This window comes from Blastococcus saxobsidens (assembly GCF_010682065.1).
GTDB lineage: Bacteria > Actinomycetota > Actinomycetes > Mycobacteriales > Geodermatophilaceae > Blastococcus > Blastococcus saxobsidens_B.
In genome coordinates, this window is record NZ_JAAGWG010000008.1 from 79360 (window position 1) to 97572 (window position 18213).

Consider the following 18213-nt stretch of genomic DNA (forward strand, 5'->3'; position numbering starts at 1 on the left):
CCGGTGCATTCTGTCGTCACACCAGCCCCACCCGGCACGGCGGTGACACTGCGCACCGGCGCGCCCACGATCCGCGGTCTTCGAGCTCTGCTTCACTCGTCGTGCACCGTTGCCAAGCACTACGTGTTCGTTATCGTGTCGTGATCGACAGCCGGGGTGGAGGACGACCCGGGTGGCTCTTCCCGGTCCGGAGCTCACGCTCCGCCGGAGGCCGCCCGAGGCGCTTCCCGTGACCGGGCCGCTCCGGCGGCCGGGTCGCTCTCCTGCCCGGAACCCGGAACCCCTGGAAGTGCCGTGCGCCGCTCCCTGCAGTTCAGCCTCTTCGCCCTCGTGCTCCTCGGACTCGTGGGCGGGACGCTCGCCTACTTCATCGCCCAGAAGTCCGTGACGCTGACCGTCGACGGGCAGACCCGCACCGTCGGCACCTACGCCGACACCGTGGGCGAGGTGCTGGAGGACGAGGGGCTGGCCCTCGCCGCGCACGACGTGGTCCTCCCGTCGGCCGACGCGGCGGTGGGCGACGGCGACGCCGTCGTGCTGAACCGGGCCCGCCCGCTGGAGCTCACCGTCGACGGCGTCTCGCGCGAGGTGTACGTCACCGCGCTCTCGGTCGAGGAGGCGCTGGACCAGCTCGGTATGCGCGCCGACGGCCTGGTGCTCTCGGCCAGCCGCGGTGAGCGCCTGCCGCTCGAGGGCATGGCGCTCACCGTCAGCACCCCCAAGGACGTCGTGCTGGTCGTCGACGGCCAGGAGCGCGTCGTCACCACGACCGCCGGCACGGCCGGCGACCTGCTGGCCGAGCAGGGCATCGCGCTCAGCGAGACCGACCGCACGAGCCTGCGGCTGGAGCAGGGCCTGCTCGACCGCATGCGGCTGCAGGTCTTCCGCGTGCAGGTATCGGAGGTCACCGAGACCAGCGCCGTCCCGCACGGCCGGGTCGAGACCAAGGACGACGCCGCCTTCCAGGGCGAGGAGAAGGTCACCGTGAAGGGCGTGGACGGCGAGCAGCGGACCACCTTCCGCGTGACCGTCGTCGACGGCCAGGAGACCGCTCGCGAGACGCTGTCCACGACCGTGACCCGTGAACCCGTCGCCGAGCAGGTGACCGTGGGCACCAAGGCCCGCCCCGCCAACAAGCCGGCCGCCGACGGCCTCAACTGGGGCGCGCTGGCCGCGTGCGAGTCGGGCGGCCGGCCGAACGCGGTCAGCGCGAGCGGCAAGTACCGGGGCATGTACCAGTTCTCCACGAGCACCTGGGCCGCCGTCGGTGGCACCGGCGACCCGGCCGCGGCCTCGGCCGAGGAGCAGACGTACCGTGCGCAGCAGCTGTACCAGCGCTCCGGCGCCGGCCAGTGGCCGCACTGCGGGCCCCGCCTGTTCAACTGATCGGATCCCCCTGAGCACCACACCCGAGCAGACCGACGGGCTGCTGGGCCCCGCCGCCATCCGCGAGCTGGCCCAGCAGCTCGATCTGCGTCCCACGAAGACGCTCGGGCAGAACTTCCTGCACGACGCCAACACGATCCGCCGGATCGTGCGCACGGCCGAGGTCCGCCCGGACGACGTGGTGCTGGAGATCGGCCCCGGGCTGGGGTCCCTCACCCTCGGCCTGCTCCCGGCCGCCGCCCGGGTGACCGCGGTGGAGATCGACCCACGCCTGGCCGCGCTGCTGCCGTCGACGGTCGCCGCCCGCCGTCCCGACCTCGCCGACCGGCTCACCGTCGTCGAGGCCGACGCCCTGCGGGTGACCGAGCTGCCCGGCCCGCCGCCGACGGCGCTGGTGGCGAACCTGCCCTACAACATCGCCGTCCCCGTGCTGCTGAACATGCTCGAGCTGCTGCCGACGCTCGACCGGGCGCTGGTCCTGGTCCAGGCCGAGGTCGCCGAGCGGCTGGCGGCGGCGCCGGGGGCGCCGGCCTACGGCATCCCGTCGGTCAAGGCCGCCTGGTACGGCGACGTGCGCCGCGCCGGCAACGTCGGCCGCCGGGTGTTCTGGCCCGAGCCCAACGTCGACTCCGGGCTCGTCGCGCTGGTCCGTCGTCCGCCGCCGCCGGGCGACCGGCGGGCCACGTTCGCCGCTGCCGACGCCGCCTTCGCCATGCGCCGCAAGGGCCTGCGGGCCGCCCTGGCCCGCTGGGCGGGGAGCCCGGCGGCCGCCGAGGCGCGGCTGCGGGCCGCGGGGATCGAGCCGTCCACGCGCGGCGAGCAGCTCTCCGTCGAGGACTTCGCCCGGCTGGCGGCCACCGCGCCGGTGGACCGGTGACCACGCCGGATCCGGTCGCCGCCCGCGCGCCGGCCAAGGTCAACGTGCACCTCGGCGTCGGGCCGCTGCGCGCGGACGGCTTCCACGAGCTGCACACCGTCTACCTGGCGGTCTCGCTGTTCGACACGGTCACCGTCGGGCCCGGGGACGGGCTGTCGCTCAGCGTCTCCGGCGAGGGCACCGGCACCGGGAGCGGGCCGGGGCTGGTGCCGGGGGACCGGACCAACCTGGTGTGGCGCGCCGCCGAGCTGCTGGCCCGGCACGCGGGTGTGCCCGCGGACGCCTCGCTCGCCGTCACCAAGACCATCCCGGTCGCCGCCGGCCTGGCCGGCGGGAGCGCCGACGCAGCCGCCACGCTGGTCGCGCTGGACGCGTTCTGGGGCACCCGGGCGCGGCGCGAGGACCTGCTCGACCTGGCTGCCCGGCTCGGCAGCGACGTGCCGTTCAGCCTGGTCGGGGGCGTCGCCCTCGGGACCGGGCGCGGCGAGCAGGTGACGCCGGTCCTCGCGGCGGGGGCGACGCACTGGGTGCTGGGCATCGCGGGGGAGGGGTTGTCGACGCCGGCGGTCTACGGCGAGCTCGACCGCATGCGTGCCGCGGGACGGCTGCCCGACCCCGCCGGCCCGGTACCCGCCGAGGCGGTGCTCGCGGCGCTGCGGGGCGGAGCGGCCGCCGACCTCGGCGCCGCGCTCGTGAACGACCTGCAGGCGCCGGCGTGCAGCCTGCGCCCGGACCTGCGCCGTGCGCTGCGCGCCGCCGCCGACGCCGGCGCGACCGCGGTCCTGGTGAGCGGCTCGGGGCCGACCGTCGCGGCGCTGGCCGCCGACGAGGGAGCCGCGGTCCGGATGGCCGCCGAGCTGGCCGGGGTGGGGGTCTTCCGCACCGTCCGCGCCGTCACCGGCCCGGTGCCCGGCGCCCGGCTCCTCGCGTAGCGGTCAGCCGGTGCCCGGGCGGCCGCTGCCGTCGTTCCCCGAGCGCAGGTGGGACAGCCCGTCGTAGGCGAGGGCGACCAGGTGGGCGGCCACCTCGTGCTTGCCCGGGGACCGGGTGTCCAGCCACCACTGGCCCGTCTGCGCGACCATGCCGACGAGCGCCTGGCTGTAGAGGCCGGCCAGCTCCGGGGCGTAGCCGCGGTCGGCGAACTGAGCGCCGAGGATGTGCTCCACCTTGCGGGCGACCTCGCCCAGCAGGGAGCCGAAGGGGCCGGCGCCGCTGGTGGCCGGGGCGTCACGCAGCAGCACCCGGAAGCCGTCGGTGTCCTCCTCGATGTAGTCCAGCAGGACCAGGGCGGCGCGCTCCAGCAGGTCCCGCGGGTGCCCGGGAGCCGACAGCGCCGTCGTGGCGCGCTCCAGCAGGCGGTGCATCTCGCGGTCGACGACGTCGGCGTGCAGGCGCTCCTTGCCCCCGAAGTGCTCGTACACGACCGGCTTGCTGACCTGCGCCCGGGCGGCGATCTCCTCCACCGAGGTGCCGTCGAAGCCCTTCCGGGCGAAGACCTCGCGGCCCACGTCCAGCAGCTGCCGACGCCGCTCGGGCGCCGACATGCGCACGCGCGAGCGGCCGGCGACCCGTGCCGTGGGGGCGCGGGTCCCCGGCCGCTCGGGGAGTGGTGCGATGGTCAGCTGCCGGCCGGGGCGGGCTGGCGGCGCTTGGCCGCGAGCCGCACCGGGTCGGGCCACTTGACGTTCCAGGCCCAGCCGAGCTTCTCGAACATCCAGATCACCCGGGCGCTGAGGTCGATCTGCCCGCGCAGCACGCCGTGCCGGGCGCAGGTCGGGTCGGCGTGGTGCAGGTTGTGCCAGGACTCGCCCGCGCTGAGGATCGCCAGCGGCCAGAAGTTCGTGGCGCGGTCCCGGCCCGGGGAGACGAACGGCCGGTCGCCGACGACGTGGCAGACCGAGTTGATCGACCAGGTGACGTGGTGCAGCACCGCGATGCGCACCAGGCCGGCCCAGAAGAACGCCGACAGCGCGCCCGCCCAGCTCATGGTCACCAGGCCGCCGATGACGGCGGGGAGGAAGAGGCTGGTCCCGGCCCAGACGACGAACATCCGGTCGGTGCGGACCAGGGCGGAGTCCTTCAGCAGGTCCGGCGCGTAGCGCTCCATGCTGGTCTTGCGCCGCTCGAACAGCCATCCCAGGTGGGCGTGGAACATGCCCTTGAGCAGCGAGCGCAGATCCGTGCCGTACCGCCACGGCGAGTGCGGGTCGCCGTCGCGGTCGGAGAAGGCGTGGTGCCGGCGGTGGTCGGCCACCCACTGGACCACGGGACCCTGGATCGCCATGGAACCGGCGACGGCCAGGCCCAGGCGCAGCGGGCGCTTGGCCTTGAACGAGCCGTGCGTGAAGTAGCGGTGGTAGCCCACCGTCACGCCGAGCAGGGTGAAGAAGTAGAAGCCGATCGCGAGGCCGACGTCGAGCCAGGACAGGCCCCAGCCCCACACGGCCGGCACGATCGCCGCCAGGGCGAGGAACGGCACGATCACGATGACGTACAGGGTCACGATCTCCAGCACGCTCTTGCGCCGGCCGATCGCGTTCGCGGGCAACCCTTCGTGGGGCGCGGCGACGCGGGGTGGAGCCAGGGGCCGGGTGCGGGCGGGAGCGGACAAGGGGCCTCCGAGGGCGACCGAGGGGAGAGACATCGGGCGCACGACGGGCCCGGCTACGTGTCCGTAACCTACGCCACCGTAGGCGGGGCGGCGACCCGAGCGGATGACCCGGTGGCGCCGGGCACGTGCCCGCGTGGGCCCGCGGGCCCTAGGCTCCGGGGTGCGCCGGTGCGGCCGGTGCGTCCCGGCCGGCTCCCGGCCCCGGGATGGGGGATGGGGTAATCGGCAGCCCGCCGGCCTTTGGAGCCGTGCAGTCTCGGTTCGAGTCCGAGTCCCCCAGCGAAGCAGTCCGCCGCCGACCGAGGAGTTCCGTGACCCACGCCCAGCCGGCCCCCGCCCCCGACACCGCTCCGACGGTGGCCGCCGTCGTGGTCCTCGCCGCCGGGCAGGGCACGCGCATGCGCTCGTCCACGCCCAAGGTGCTGCACACCCTCGGGGGGCGCAGCCTCGTGGGCCACGTGCTGGCCGCCGCCGAGCCGCTGGCCGCGGGCACCACGGTCGTGGTGGTGGGCTCCGGTCGCGAGCAGGTCGAGCAGCACCTCGCGGAGGTCGCGCCCACCGCGCTGCCCGTCGTCCAGGAGGAGCAGCTGGGATCGGGGCACGCGGCCGCCGTCGCCCTGGCCGCGGTGCCCGACCTCGAGGGCTCGGTCCTCGTCGTCAACGGCGACTCTCCCTTGCTCACGAGCCGCACCCTGGCCGCGCTGGTGACGGCGCACGACGCGGCCGGCAGCGTCTTCACCGTGCTGACCGCCGAGGTCGCGGACCCGACGGGGCTCGGCCGGATCGTCCGCGACGGGAGCGGCGCGCCGCGGGCCATCGTCGAGGAGCGCGACGCCACCGACGAGCAGCGGGCGATCCGCGAGGTCAACGCCGGTGTCTACGTCGCGAACGCCGGGACGCTGCGCCGCGTGCTGTCGGGGCTGGCGACCGACAACGCCCAGGGCGAGCAGTACCTCACCGACGCGCTGGCCCCCCTGGTGGCCGGTGGGGCGCCCACCGCCGCCGTCCGCGCCGACGACCCGGACGACGTGCTCGGCTGCAACGACCGGGTGGAGCTCGCCGCCCGCCGCCGCACCCTCAACGACCGGGTGCTCGACGGCCTCATGCGCAGCGGCGTCACCGTCGTCGACCCCCTCACCACCTGGGTGGACGCGACCGTCACCGTCGGGCGGGACGCCGTCCTGGAGCCCGGTACCCACCTCCGTGGGGGAACGGCCGTGGGTGACGGTGCCCACGTGGGCCCGGACACGTCGCTGACCGACACGCAGGTGGGGGAGCGGGCCACCGTGGTGCGCACCCACGCGGTCGGCGCGCGCATCGGGGACGACGTGCAGGTCGGCCCGTTCGCCTACCTGCGGCCCGGGACCGACCTCGGCGCCGGCGCCAAGGTCGGCACCTTCGTGGAGACGAAGAACGCGCAGGTCGGTGAGGGGTCGAAGATCCCGCACCTGTCCTACGTGGGGGACGCGACGATCGGGCGCGGCACCAACATCGGCGCCGCCACGGTGTTCGTGAACTACGACGGCGTGGCCAAGCACCACACGACGATCGGCGACCACGCCCGCACCGGCGCCGACAACATGTTCGTGGCGCCGGTCACGGTGGGGGACGGCGCGTACACCGCCGCGGGCTCGGTCATCACCTCCGACGTGCCCCCCGGTGCCATGGCCGTCGCGCGGGCGCCCCAGCGCAATGTGGCAGGCTGGGTGCGACGCCGACGGTCCGGGACGCCCGCCGCGGAGGCCGCGGCAGCGGCTGAGAGCCGGGCCGAGGCACCCCGGGAGGACCCGTCCGGGCCCTCCCGCGTGGACCACGACAGCTAGGGACAGCGAAGCCGATGAGTGCGATCCGGCAGACCACGAACAAGAGCCTGATGCTCTTCTCCGGCCGGGCATACCCCGCGCTGACCGACGAGATCGCCGGCCACCTCGGCGTCACGCCGACGCCCACGGCGTCGTACGAGTTCGCCAACGGCGAGCTGTTCGTGCGGTTCGAGGAGTCGGTGCGCGGCTGCGACGCGTTCGTCGTGCAGAGCCACACGGCGCCCATCAACACCTGGCTCATGGAGCAGCTGATCATGGTCGACGCGCTCAAGCGCGCCTCGGCCAAGCGGATCACCGTCGTCGCCCCGTTCTTCCCCTACGCCCGGCAGGACAAGAAGCACCGCGGCCGCGAGCCCATCTCGGCGCGCCTGGTGGCCGACCTGTTCAAGACCGCCGGCGCCGACCGGCTCATGGCCGTCGACCTGCACACCGCGCAGATCCAGGGCTTCTTCGACGGGCCCGTCGACCACCTCTTCGCCATGGACCTCCTGGTCGACGAGGTGAAGCGGAAGTGGGGCCACTGCGCCCTCACCGTGGTCTCGCCCGACGCCGGCCGCGTCCGCGTCTCCGAGCGCTGGAGCGACAAGCTCGGCGGGACGCCGCTGGCCTTCATCCACAAGACGCGTGACGTCTCCCGGCCCAACGAGGTCGTGGCCAACCGCGTCGTCGGTGAGGTCGAGGGCCGGGTCTGCATCCTGGTCGACGACATGATCGACACCGGCGGCACGATCGTGAAGGCCGCCGACACCCTCTTCGCCCAGGGCGCGGCCGACGTGATCATCGCCGCCACCCACGGCGTGCTCTCCGGCCCCGCCGTCGACCGGCTCAAGAACAGCCGGGTCAGCGAGGTGCTGGTCACCAACACGCTGCCCATCGACGAGGCCCGCCGGTTCGACAAGCTCACCGTGCTCTCCATCGCGCCGCTGCTCGCGCAGGCGATCAAGGCGGTGTTCGAGGACGGCTCGGTGACGAGCCTCTTCGGCGGGGAGTCGTGACATCGTCGTCCTCCGGACGACGACCGCGTCCAGGAGTCGTCCCCGGCCTGCGCTGAGCCGTTTCCCGCCGTGGCTCGGGGAGCCTCCGGCCCCCGCTCGCCCCGACGGCCTCGTGGGGCGGGTCGCGTTCCAGCGTCTCCGGCTCGCGTCTTGTCGCACCTCGGGGGACCCTCCGGGCCCCCGCTCCATGCGACCGGCGGGTCCGGGTACAGTGTCACAGTTGCCCGGCGAGGGAGCTCCTGCTCCGTGATCGACGTGCGTGTGCCCCGCGGGGTGCGTTGCGCCCGGTCGCCGGCACGCACGCAGACCCTCTTCGCTAGGAGCACACCACCGTGGCTGACTTCCGCCTCGACGCCGAGACCCGCACCGAGTTCGGCAAGGGCAGCGCCCGTCGCACCCGTCGTGCCGGCCGCGTGCCCGCCGTCCTCTACGGGCACGGCCAGGACGTCGTCCACCTGTCGCTGCCGGCCCGCGAGTTCGCCGCGGCCCTGCGCAACGGCGGCACCAACGTCCTGCTCACCATCGTCCTGGAGGGCAAGGAGCAGCTCGCGCTGACCAAGGCCGTGCAGCGCGACCCGCTCACCCGCACGCACGAGCACGTCGACCTGCTCCTCGTCCGTCGTGGTGAGAAGACCACCGTCGACGTGCCGATCGTCGTCGTCGGTGAGCCCGGGCCGGACTCGATCCCGAACCACCAGCTCAACACCGTCTCCATCGAGGCCGACGCCACCAGGCTGCCCGAGAGCATCGAGGTCGACGTCACCGGCCGCACCGCCGGTCAGAACATCACCGCGGCCGACCTCGTGCTGCCCGCGGGCTCGACCCTCATCACCGACCCGGAGGCGCTGGTCATCGGCTTCCTGGGTGCGCCCACGGCCGAGGCCCTCGAGGCGGAGCTCGCCGAGGCCGAGGCCGAGGCCGGCATCGAGCGCGAGGAGTCCGACGAGGCCAAGGCCGAGGGCGAGGGCGACGTCGTCCCCGAGCCGCAGGACCAGGGCAGCGGCGAGTCGATGGACTCGGCGGAGAAGTCCGCCGACAACGGCTGAGCGATCCGCTGAGCGAGAGCACGTCCCACAGGGGCGCCGGCACGGCCGGCGCCCCTGTGGCGTCCCCTGCGCCGGACGGCCCGTTCGTCGTCGTCGGGCTGGGCAACCCCGGACCGGGGTACGCCGGCAACCGGCACAACGTGGGCGCCATGGTCCTGGCCGAGCTGGCCCGGCGGGCGGGCGTCAAGCTGGCCGCCGGCAAGGGTGCCCGTGCGCGGGCGCTCGCCGGCGAGGGGCGGCTGGCCGGCCGCCGGGTCGTGCTCGCCCAGCCGCTCACGTACATGAACGAGTCGGGGAGCCCCGTGCGCGGGCTGCTCGACTACCACAAGCTCCCGCCCGAGCAGCTGGTCGTGGTCCACGACGAGCTGGACATCCCGTTCGCCTCCGTGCGGCTCAAGCGCGGCGGTGGCGAGGGCGGGCACAACGGTCTGCGCTCCATCACCCGGTCCACCGGGACCAAGGAGTACCTGCGCGTCCGGGTCGGCATCGGCCGTCCGCCGGGGCGGCAGGAACCGGCCGACTACGTGCTCAAGGACTTCTCCGCCACCGAGCGCAAGGAACTCGACCTGCTGCTGGTCGAGGCCGCCGACGCCACGGAGCTCCTCCTGACCGCGGGCCTCGAGGCCGCGCAGAACCAGGTGCACCCCCGCGGCTGACCGCGCCTTCCCCCTCCGAGCGACACCAGCCGGTCCGATCGGGTGAAGCACGCCCGCCCGCATTGACCCTTGCCATGACTCTCTGTGAGTGTTGCGCCCGGATCGCACCAAGGCGCGATGCGAAGCCGCAGCTCACAGGCCATGTCCTCGGACTGATGTGTTCATGCGACTACGCAGCGTGATAGTCGTTCGGGGGGACGCATGCTTCTGGATCAGCAGCAGTCGAGTGCAGGGGCGGTCATCCTGCCGGGTGCGCCCGCAGGGTCGGCCGCCGCCGGTGTGTCGCGTCCCCGAGCGCTGCCCCGTCGGACGTCGCCCGCGTGGGTGCGGTCCTACACCGTGTCGCTGGTCCTGGTGGAGAGCCTCCTGGCTGCCGCCGCCGGCGCCGTCGTCCTCCTCCGCACCGGCCAGTCCTACCTCGCCGGGACCGCGCTGTCCTGGGCCGCGCTGGCCGTCCTGGTCGCCTGGCCGGTGCTGCTCGGCGCGACCGGCGCCTACTCGGAGCGCGCCTACGGCACGGGCAGCGACGAGTACCGGCGGGTGGGTCGCGCCGGCTTCCTGCTGCTGGCCGGCGCGAGCTTCCTGTCCTACATCGCGGCGCTCGACCTCAGCCGCGCCCTCGTCGTCGTCGCCATCCCCGCCCTGACCGGCGTCACCCTCCTGGGCCGGTACGCCGCCCGCTCGCGGCTGCACCGGCTGCGAGCCCAGGGCCGCTGCACGAAGCGGGTCGTCGTCGTGGGCCGCGGTGGCGCGGTCCTCGAGCTGGTCACCCGGCTGCAGCGCGAGCAGCACGCCGGGCTCGACGTCGTCGCCACGGCGGTGACGCCGGCCGACCGCACGCGCGTCGGCCAGCGGACCGGGCTGCCGGTCGGCGGACTCGACGACGTGCTCGCCCTCGCCGCCGAGCACGCTGCGGACACCATCGCCGTGACGTCGGCCAGCGAGACGGCCGCACAGTACCTGCGGCAGCTGTCCTGGCAGCTGGAGGGCAGCGGCATCGAGCTCCTGGTCGCCCCCGGCCTGATCGAGGTGGCGGGCCCCCGGCTGCACATCCGCCCGTTCGAGGGGCTGCCGCTGCTCTCGGTCGAGCAGCCGTCCTTCGAGGGCTGGCGCCGGGTGGTCAAGGGGGCCGTCGACCGGCTCGTCGCCGCCGTGGCGCTGGTGCTGCTCGCGCCGGTGCTCCTGACCCTGGCCGCCGCCGTCGGCCTGACCAGCCCCGGGCCGGTGCTCTACCGCCAGGAGCGGGTGGGTCTGGGCGGCCGCACGTTCACCATGCTGAAGTTCCGGAGCATGGTCGTCGACGCCGACCGGCAGCTGGACGCGCTCCGCGCGGACAACATCTCCGACGGCCTGCTGTTCAAGATGCGCACCGATCCCCGGGTCACGCCCGTGGGCCGCTTCCTGCGCCGGCTCTCGCTCGACGAGCTGCCCCAGCTGTTCAACGTGCTCGGTGGCTCGATGTCCATGGTGGGTCCGCGCCCGCCGCTGCCGGCCGAGGTGCTGCGCTACGACACCTCCGTCAGCCGCCGGCTGCTGGTCAAGCCGGGCCTGACCGGCCTGTGGCAGATCTCGGGCCGCAGCGACCTGTCGTGGGAGGAGTCGGTGCGCCTCGACCTGCGGTACGTGGAGAACTGGTCGCTGACCCTCGACGTGCTGATCCTCTGGAAGACCGGGCGAGCCGTCCTGTCCCGCTCCGGGGCCTACTGACCTCCCTCGTCCGGGCGTCACTCTCAGGAGTCACGCGGTGACCCCGAACCGTCCTCCCGGGTCCCTCCATCGGTGAAGCTGCTGGTCGACAGGCGTCGATACGGCGGCCATCAGGTGCTCGCCGGTACGGGAGCGCCGGGACACGGACGGAGGGACCATGCGGATCGCCATGGTCGGCACGCGCGGGGTACCTGCTCGGTACGGCGGCTTCGAGACCGCCGTCGAGGAGGTCGGTCGCCGACTGGCCGACCGGGGGCACCGGGTGGTCGTGTACTGCCGGACCACCCCGGGTGAGGACGAGCGGCCCAGCCGGTACCTCGGCATGGAGCTGGTCCACCTGCCCGCCGCCCGCAAGCGGTCCCTGGAGACGCTGAGCCACTCGGCGCTCTCGGTGGCCCACCTGCTGGCCCGCCGCACGGACGCGGCGTTCGTCTTCAACGCCGCCAACGCGCCGCTGCTCCCGGCGCTGCGCGCCGCCCGCATCCCGGTGGCCACGCACGTGGACGGGCTGGAGTGGAAGCGGGCCAAGTGGGGCCCGATCGGCCAGCGGTACTACCGCCTCGCCGAGTCGCTGGCCGTCCGCTGGTCCGACGCGCTCATCGCCGACGCCCAGGGCATCGCCGACTACTACCGGTCGGAGTTCGGGGCGCCGACGACGCTGCTGACCTACGGTGCGCCGCGGATCGCTCCGGGCACCGACAAGCTGGCCGAGCTCGGCCTGACCCCCGGCGGCTACCACCTGCTCGTCGCCCGCTTCGAGCCGGAGAACCACGTCGACGTGATCGTCGACGGGTACCGCCGCAGCGGGGCCACCAAGCCGCTGGTCGTGGTCGGCTCGGCGCCCTACTCCGACGCCTACACAGCCCGGGTGCACGGCCTGGCCGACGAGCGGGTGCGTTTCCTGGGCGGGGTCTGGGACCAGGACCAGCTGGACCAGCTGTACGCCCACTCCTACACCTACCTGCACGGGCACTCGGTCGGCGGCACCAACCCCTCGCTGCTGCGGGCCATCGGTGCCGGCGCCGCCGTCCTGGCCTACGACGTCGACTTCAACCGCGAAGTGGTCGAGGACGCCGGTCGGTTCTTCGCCAGCCCCGCCGACGTCGCCGCGCTCGTCGACGCCGCCGAGGCCGACCCGGCCATGGTCGGCAGGGCGGGCGTGCGGGCCCGCGAGCTGGCGAAGGGCTACGACTGGGACGACGTCGCCGCCGGGTACGAGCAGCTCGCCCGCCGGCTGGCCGGGCGGAACGTGCCGAGCCGGCGGCCCTCCGGCCGGCGCTTCCCGGCTCACTCGTCCGTCCCCGCGCCCGTGCCCTTCCCGCGTCCGGCCCCGGACGTCGGTGCCCGCGAGCCGATCGCCGCCCGTTCCGCCGTGATCTCGTTCCCCGGGGCCCAGCAGTGAGCCGCTGGAGTCGCGGGCGCGACGGCGTCGAGGCCACCCGCGAGGGGGGACGGACGAAGGGGGTCCCGAGGTCGCCGGCGGAGATGGACGGCGCGCTGCCCGCGCCGCGGCGCCGTCAGCAGGTCGTGCTCGGTGCGGCGGTGCTCGTGGCGCTGCTCGCCCTGGTGGCGTTCCTGGTCACCCGCCCCGGGAACGGGGACGGCGCGGCTGCCGCCGACGACTCGAGGGCCGCCGCCACCTCGGGCGCGCCCGAGGGCTCGACGGCCCCGGCCCCCATGCCGCCCACGCCCACACCCACCGGACCCACCGAGGACGTCGACGAACCGCCGCCGTCCCTGCCGGAGGTGGCGATCGACGCCGCTGCCGCGGTCGGCAACGGGATCGTCGCCACGATCGCCTCCGTGGAGGCGATCGAGGGTACGGCGGTCGGCCCGGGGAACATCGCCGGACCGGCGCTGCGGGTGACGGTGCGCATCGAGAACGGCACGGCCGAGGCCGTGTCGCTCGACGGTGTCGCGGTCAACCTCGCCTACGGCGCCGACCGGACGCCGGCCTCCCCTCTGGACGATCCCTCGCGGCGACCCTTCACCGGGATGGTCGACCCCGACCGGAGCGGCGAGGGCGTCTACGTCTTCAGCGTGCCGACCGACGTCCGGGACCTCGTCACCGTCGAGGTGGGCTACCAGGCCGGGGCTCCACTCCTGCTGTTCACCGGCCGGGCGGGCTGAACCTGCCGCGAACGCTGCTCCCGACGACCCGCCACCGCACCCGCGGTGGCGGGTCGTCGTGCGTCGGGGGGCGTCACCGCGGTCGCCGACCCGGACATGTCCCGTCACTGTCAGTGACGACACCTCCCCATTGTGGGTGAGAAACTGCAGGTCGTCACCGTATCGAGTGGGTGATTCACCCCTGCCGCAGCGCCTCTCGTCACGCTTAGTGTCTGTCGACCGGTCCAACGGAACGGGTCTGTATGGAAACTTGAGCGGGGGCTCGCATGATGGTTGTGGGAACAGGCGCGCGCATGCGCGCCGTGGCGGCGATGGCCGTACTGGCGGTCGCCGTCGGGAGTTCGGCACTGACGCCGCCCGGCGCGGCACGGGCCGACTCCGCGCCCATGACGGTGACGCCCACCGACCCCGTCACCGTGTCGGCGGACGGGCTGCCCACGGTGCAGATCAACGGCGTGGTCTGGTCGCAGGTCGTCGTCGGCAACACGGTGTACGCCGGCGGGAAGTTCGGCCTCGCCCGCCCGGCGGGCTCGCCCGCCGGCACGAACGAGACCGTGCGGAACAACCTGCTGGCCTATGACATCCGGACCGGCCAGCTGATCTCGTCCTTCGCGCCGGACCTCAACGGCCAGGTGATGGCGGTGGTGGCGTCTCCCGACGGGACGCGGCTGTACGTCGGCGGGGACTTCACCGTCGCCAACGGGCAGCCCCGCAACCGGATCGCCGCCTACGACACCCGTACCGGCGCGCTGGTCGACACGTTCCGGCCCAGCGTCAACGGGCAGGTCGCGGCCATCGCCGCGACCGACTCGACGGTCTACCTCGGGGGCAGCGTCAGCGCGGTCGGCGGCGTGAGCCGCTCCCGGCTGGCCGCGGTCCGCGCGTCCGACGGCGGCCTGCTGTCCTGGGCGCCGGTGCCGGGCACCGGGCCCACGTCGGGCAACCGCAACCCGACCAACCCGTCCCTGCCGGGGACCACCGCGACGAGCAACAGCGTCATGGCGCTGGTGGTCACCGGCGGTGGAAGCCAGGTCGTGGCCGCCGGGCGCTTCGACACCATGAACGGGGTCAAGGCCACCGGCGTGACCGCGCTGGACCCGACCACCGGCGCGACCCGCACCTTCGAGATCAACCGGCTCATCACGAACCAGGGGGTCAACTCCGCCGTCTGGAGCCTCTCCACCGACGGCTCCGTCGTCTACGGCACCGGGTACGACTACTACGGCCCGGGCAACCTCGAGGGGTCCTTCGCCGTCGACGCCTCCAACGGCCGGGTGCGCTGGATCGCCGACTGCCGCGGTGACAGCTACTCGAGCTTCCCCGCAAACGGCGTGGTCTACATCGCGTCGCACGCGCACAGCTGCGTGAACATCGGCGGCTACCCGGAGCAGAACCCGAAGGTCGAGAAGCGGGCCACGGCGATGAGCGCCGCCGCGAGCGGCCGGGTGGGCCCGAGCACCCAGGCCAACCGGAACTTCACCGGGCAGCCGACGTCCGCGTTGCTCAACTGGTTCCCGCTGCTCTCCCAGGGGAGCTTCACCGGCCAGTACCAGGCGGGCTGGAGCGTCACGGGCAACGGGCAGTACGTCGTCTACGGCGGCGAGTTCCCGCGGGTGAACAGCAAGGCGCAGCAGGGGCTGGTCCGTTTCGCCGTTCCCTCGATCGCGCCGAACGCCATCGGTCCCGAGGTCACCCCGGGGGTGGGCGTCACCGCCACCAGCGGGGGACTGCGCGTGAGCTGGCAGGGCAGCACCGACCAGGACAACCGCGTGCTCACCTACCGGGTGTACCGGGACAACGGTGCCCAGCCGGTGGCCACCTTCGCCCGGTCCTCGCTGTGGTGGCAGGCGGCACCCGTCGCGTGGACCGACCGCACGGCAGCCGCCGGCGCGCACACCTACCGGGTCACCGTCAGCGACCCCTTCGGCAACGAGGCGACCATCGGCACGGGGACGGGCACCTCGTCCGGGCCCACGCCGGCCCGGGCCTACGCCTCGGCGGTGGCCGCGGACGGGGCCACGAACCACTGGTCGCTCGGCGAGCGCTCCGGCACCGCCGGCTCCGACCTGACCGGCGTCGACGACCTGGTCGGCAGCGGCGGCCTCGGCCGCGGCTGGGCCGGTGCGCTGCGGGGCGACGCGGACACCTCCACGTGGTTCGACGGCGTGGGTGGCTACTTCGCGACGCAGACCCCGCGCCGTGGCCCGCACACCTTCTCGGTGGAGGCGTGGTTCGAGACCCGCAGCACGGCCGGTGGCCGGATCGTCGGCTTCGGCGACCAGCGCACCGGGCTGAGCAACAACCACGACCGGATGATCTTCCTGGACCCGTCCGGCAAGCTGCACTTCGGTGTGTACCCCGGATCCGGCGTCGAGCTGATCACGCCCACCGCGTACAACAACGGGCAGTGGCACCACGTCGTGGCCACCCTCGGCACGACGGGGATGCAGCTGTTCGTCGACGGCCGCCTGGTGGCCAGCCGGACGGACGCCGTCATGGCGCAGGACTACCTCACCGGCTACTGGCGGATCGGTGGCGACCGCACGTGGTCCGGGGCGCCCTACTTCAACGGTCTCATCGACGAGGTCGCCGTCTACCCCACCATCCTCAGCGCCGAGCAGGTGGCCCGTCACCACGCGATCGGCACGACCGGCACGGGCACGAACATCGCCCCGACGGCGTCGTTCAGCTCGAGCGTCCAGGGACTGACCGGGTCGTTCGACGGCCGGCTCTCCGCCGATCCCGACGGCGGTTCCCTCAGCCGGTACGCGTGGGACTTCGGTGACGGCACCACGGGTACCGGCCCGACCGCGACCCACGCCTACGACCGGGCGGGCACGTACACCGTCCGCCTCACGGTCGCCGACGCCTCGGGGGCGACGGGCAGCACGGTGCAGCAGGTGACGGTCTCCGCCCCGGCGAACAAGCCGCCGGCCGCGTCGTTCACCTCGACGGCATCGGGTCTGGTGGCCACGGTCGACGGGCGCGGCTCGACCGACGCCGACGGCAGCGTCTCCAGGTACGCCTGGGCGTGGGGTGACTCGACGCCGGACGGCTCGGGTGCCACGGCCTCGCACACCTACGCGAAGCCCGGGACCTACCAGGTGACGCTCACGGTCACCGACGACGACGGAGCCACGGCCTCGGTGACCCGAGGGGTCGCGGTGACCGAGCCGGGAGCGGCGCAGCCGCTGGCAGGCGACCGGTTCGAGCGGTCGACCACCGGCGGACTCGGCACCGCCGACCTCGGTGGCCGGTGGACCGCCGCGGTGGGCGCGGCCCGGCAGGCGGTGACCGGCGGCGGTGCGGTGCTGACCGTGGGTCCGGGCAACAACGCCGGCTCCTACCTGGGCGAGGTCTCGGCGACCGACGTCGACGTGCGGACGACGCTGTCGTTCTCGCGGACGCCGGCGAACGGCACCGGGGCCTACGCCTTCGTGACCGGCCGTCGGGTCGGGACGGCGCAGTACAACGCCAGGGTGCGGGTCCTTCCGGGCGGTGAGGTCGGCGTCTCCCTGGTCCGTGAGGTCGGCGGTGTGGAGACCACGCTGGGCTCCACCACGCTCGCCGGCGTCACGTACACCGACGCCGCACCGCTGCAGGTGCACCTCCGGGTGACCGGCGCCGGGACGACCGGTCTGGAGCTGACCGTGTGGCCGGCCGGCAGGGCCGAGCCGACCACGCCCACGCTGGCGCGCACCGATACGACCGCAGCGCTGCAGGCGCCCGGCGGGGTGGGCGTGGCCGCGTACCTCTCGGGCAGCTCGTCCAGCCCGGTTGCCGTCCGCTTCGACGACCTGGCGGTCACCGCGGCCGGCGTGCCGTCGGAGCCCCAGCCGGAGCCGGAGCCGGAGCCCGAGCCCGAGCCGGAGGCGCCGGCCAACCAGCCGCCGACGGCGGCCTTCACCGCGCAGGCCTCGGACCTGTCGGTGGCGGTGGACGGGCGCGGCTCGGCCGACGCGGACGGATCGGTCGCGTCCCATGCCTGGAACTGGGGTGACGGGACCGCGGCGGGGTCGGGTGCCACGGCGACGCACAGCTACGCGGCGGCGGGCTCGTACACGGTGACGCTGACGGTGACCGACGACGACGGAGCAGCGGCGAGCACGACGCGCGCGGTGACGGTGACCGCGCCCGTTGGTCCGGCGCAGCCGCAGGTGCTGGCCGCCGACGCGTTCGAGCGGTCGGTCAGCGGCGGCCTGGGTACGGCGGACGCCGGGGGCCTGTGGACCGTCCTGGTCGGGGCGACCCGGCAGGCGGCCGCAGGCGGCGGCGCGGTGCTGACCGTGGGTCCGGGCAACAACGCCGGCTCGCACCTGGGTGGGGTCTCGGCCACCGACGTGGACGTGCGGACGGCGCTGTCGTTCTCGCGGACGCCGGCGAACGGCACCGGGGCCTACGCCTTCGTGACCGGCCGCCGGGTCGGGACGGCGCAGTACAACGCGCGGGTACGGGTGCTTCCGGCCGGTGAGGTCGGAGTCTCCCTGGTCCGCGAGGTCGGCGGCGTGGAGACCACGCTGGGCTCCACCACGCTCGCCGGCGTCACGTACACCGCGGACCTGCCGCTGCAGGTGCACCTCCGGGTGACCGGCACCGGGACGACCAACCTGGAGCTGACCGTCTGGCGGGCAGGCGAAACCCAGCCGGGCACGCCGACGCTGGTCCGCACCGACGGCACCGCGGCGCTGCAGGCGCGGGGATCGGTGGGTCTGTCGGCCTACCTCTCCGGCAGCTCGACCAGCCCGGTCGCCGTCCGCTTCGACGACCTGCAGGTCACCGCCGTCCAGTGAGCCGCGTCGGGGCCGGACCCGGGTGGGGCCGGCCCTGACGTCCGGTGATCAGCGCGGTGCAGTCGCGCCGTCACACCTGGTGACCGACCTCACCACGACGAGGTAGGTCCGCCCGCTCGATCACCGGATCAGGTGATCGTCAGGGCCGTCACTGACTGTCATGGTCACTGTCGGTACTCGACGACGGCATCC

13 protein-coding genes and 1 tRNA gene are annotated in these 18213 nt (G+C 74.2%); 12 read left to right on the forward strand and 2 right to left on the reverse strand.

Annotated features, from left to right (window positions below):
* The first annotated feature begins 294 nt into the window (after positions 1–294).
* Genes GCU60_RS06760 through GCU60_RS06770 form a run of 3 tightly spaced genes read left to right on the forward strand, consistent with a single transcriptional unit; the run spans position 295 to position 3195 of the window.
* Positions 295–1386 carry a ubiquitin-like domain-containing protein gene (locus tag GCU60_RS06760; protein ID WP_163203492.1) on the forward strand — a complete coding sequence of 364 codons (1092 nt, stop codon included), beginning with the start codon at positions 295–297 and terminating at the stop codon, positions 1384–1386.
* On the forward strand, positions 1316–2263 hold the full coding sequence (gene rsmA, locus GCU60_RS06765) for a 16S rRNA (adenine(1518)-N(6)/adenine(1519)-N(6))-dimethyltransferase RsmA (protein ID WP_345770440.1): 948 nt from the start codon (positions 1316–1318) through the stop codon (positions 2261–2263). Before GCU60_RS06760 ends, rsmA begins: the two co-directional genes overlap by 71 nt.
* Positions 2260–3195: a 4-(cytidine 5'-diphospho)-2-C-methyl-D-erythritol kinase gene (locus tag GCU60_RS06770; protein WP_163203494.1), complete on the forward strand. Its 936-nt coding sequence runs from the start codon at positions 2260–2262 to the stop codon at positions 3193–3195. Before rsmA ends, GCU60_RS06770 begins: the two co-directional genes overlap by 4 nt.
* Positions 3196–3198: 3 nt before the next feature.
* On the opposite strand, the gene GCU60_RS06775 is transcribed toward GCU60_RS06770, so the two are convergent.
* Positions 3199–3807, reverse strand: coding sequence for a TetR/AcrR family transcriptional regulator (locus GCU60_RS06775; protein WP_163203496.1), 609 nt, complete (start codon positions 3805–3807; stop codon positions 3199–3201).
* Between the two features lie 74 nt (positions 3808–3881).
* Positions 3882–4874: an acyl-CoA desaturase gene (locus tag GCU60_RS06780; protein WP_239520545.1), complete on the reverse strand. Its 993-nt coding sequence runs from the start codon at positions 4872–4874 to the stop codon at positions 3882–3884.
* Positions 4875–5081: 207 nt separating this feature from the next.
* Between GCU60_RS06780 and GCU60_RS06785 the strand changes: the two genes are divergently transcribed.
* The 9 genes from GCU60_RS06785 (at position 5082) to GCU60_RS06825 (ending at position 18021) form a co-directional block, all read left to right on the forward strand.
* Positions 5082–5154, forward strand: a tRNA-Gln gene (locus GCU60_RS06785).
* A 31-nt stretch (positions 5155–5185) separates the two neighbouring features.
* Positions 5186–6697 carry a bifunctional UDP-N-acetylglucosamine diphosphorylase/glucosamine-1-phosphate N-acetyltransferase GlmU gene (gene glmU, locus GCU60_RS06790; protein ID WP_345770441.1) on the forward strand — a complete coding sequence of 504 codons (1512 nt, stop codon included), beginning with the start codon at positions 5186–5188 and terminating at the stop codon, positions 6695–6697.
* Positions 6698–6711: 14 nt separating this feature from the next.
* Positions 6712–7692 (forward strand): ribose-phosphate diphosphokinase, encoded by a 981-nt coding sequence (locus GCU60_RS06795; RefSeq protein WP_163203500.1) that lies wholly within the window; start codon positions 6712–6714, stop codon positions 7690–7692.
* Positions 7693–8024: 332 nt separating this feature from the next.
* On the forward strand, positions 8025–8738 hold the full coding sequence (locus tag GCU60_RS06800; protein ID WP_163203502.1) for a 50S ribosomal protein L25/general stress protein Ctc: 714 nt from the start codon (positions 8025–8027) through the stop codon (positions 8736–8738).
* 56 nt (positions 8739–8794) lie between these two features.
* A complete protein-coding gene (gene pth / locus GCU60_RS06805) occupies positions 8795–9394 on the forward strand; it encodes an aminoacyl-tRNA hydrolase (protein ID WP_163203504.1) in 600 nt (199 codons plus the stop codon).
* Positions 9395–9718: 324 nt separating this feature from the next.
* Complete coding sequence (locus GCU60_RS06810) at positions 9719–11101, forward strand: sugar transferase (protein WP_345770442.1); 1383 nt, start codon at positions 9719–9721, stop codon at positions 11099–11101.
* 157 nt (positions 11102–11258) lie between these two features.
* The gene (locus tag GCU60_RS06815; protein ID WP_163203508.1) at positions 11259–12503 is read left to right on the forward strand and encodes a DUF1972 domain-containing protein; all 1245 of its coding nucleotides are present in this window, start codon (positions 11259–11261) and stop codon (positions 12501–12503) included.
* 83 nt (positions 12504–12586) lie between these two features.
* Positions 12587–13231 carry a hypothetical protein gene (locus tag GCU60_RS06820; RefSeq protein WP_163203510.1) on the forward strand — a complete coding sequence of 215 codons (645 nt, stop codon included), beginning with the start codon at positions 12587–12589 and terminating at the stop codon, positions 13229–13231.
* A gap of 293 nt (positions 13232–13524) precedes the next feature.
* Positions 13525–18021, forward strand: a complete 4497-nt coding sequence (locus GCU60_RS06825) for a PKD domain-containing protein (protein WP_239520547.1) — start codon at positions 13525–13527, stop codon at positions 18019–18021.
* Positions 18022–18213 lie beyond the last annotated feature (192 nt).

What these genes read in the sequence shown, in the direction of transcription:
- GCU60_RS06775 (WP_163203496.1), bottom strand. Translation starts at nt 3,807, where the DNA reads ATGTCGGCGCCCGAGCGGCGTCGGCAGCTGCTGGACGTGGGCCGCGAG.
- GCU60_RS06795 (WP_163203500.1), top strand. Translation starts at nt 6,712, where the DNA reads ATGAGTGCGATCCGGCAGACCACGAACAAGAGCCTGATGCTCTTCTCC.
- GCU60_RS06815 (WP_163203508.1), top strand. Translation starts at nt 11,259, where the DNA reads ATGCGGATCGCCATGGTCGGCACGCGCGGGGTACCTGCTCGGTACGGC.
- GCU60_RS06820 (WP_163203510.1), top strand. Translation starts at nt 12,587, where the DNA reads ATGGACGGCGCGCTGCCCGCGCCGCGGCGCCGTCAGCAGGTCGTGCTC.
- GCU60_RS06825 (WP_239520547.1), top strand. Translation starts at nt 13,525, where the DNA reads ATGCGCGCCGTGGCGGCGATGGCCGTACTGGCGGTCGCCGTCGGGAGT.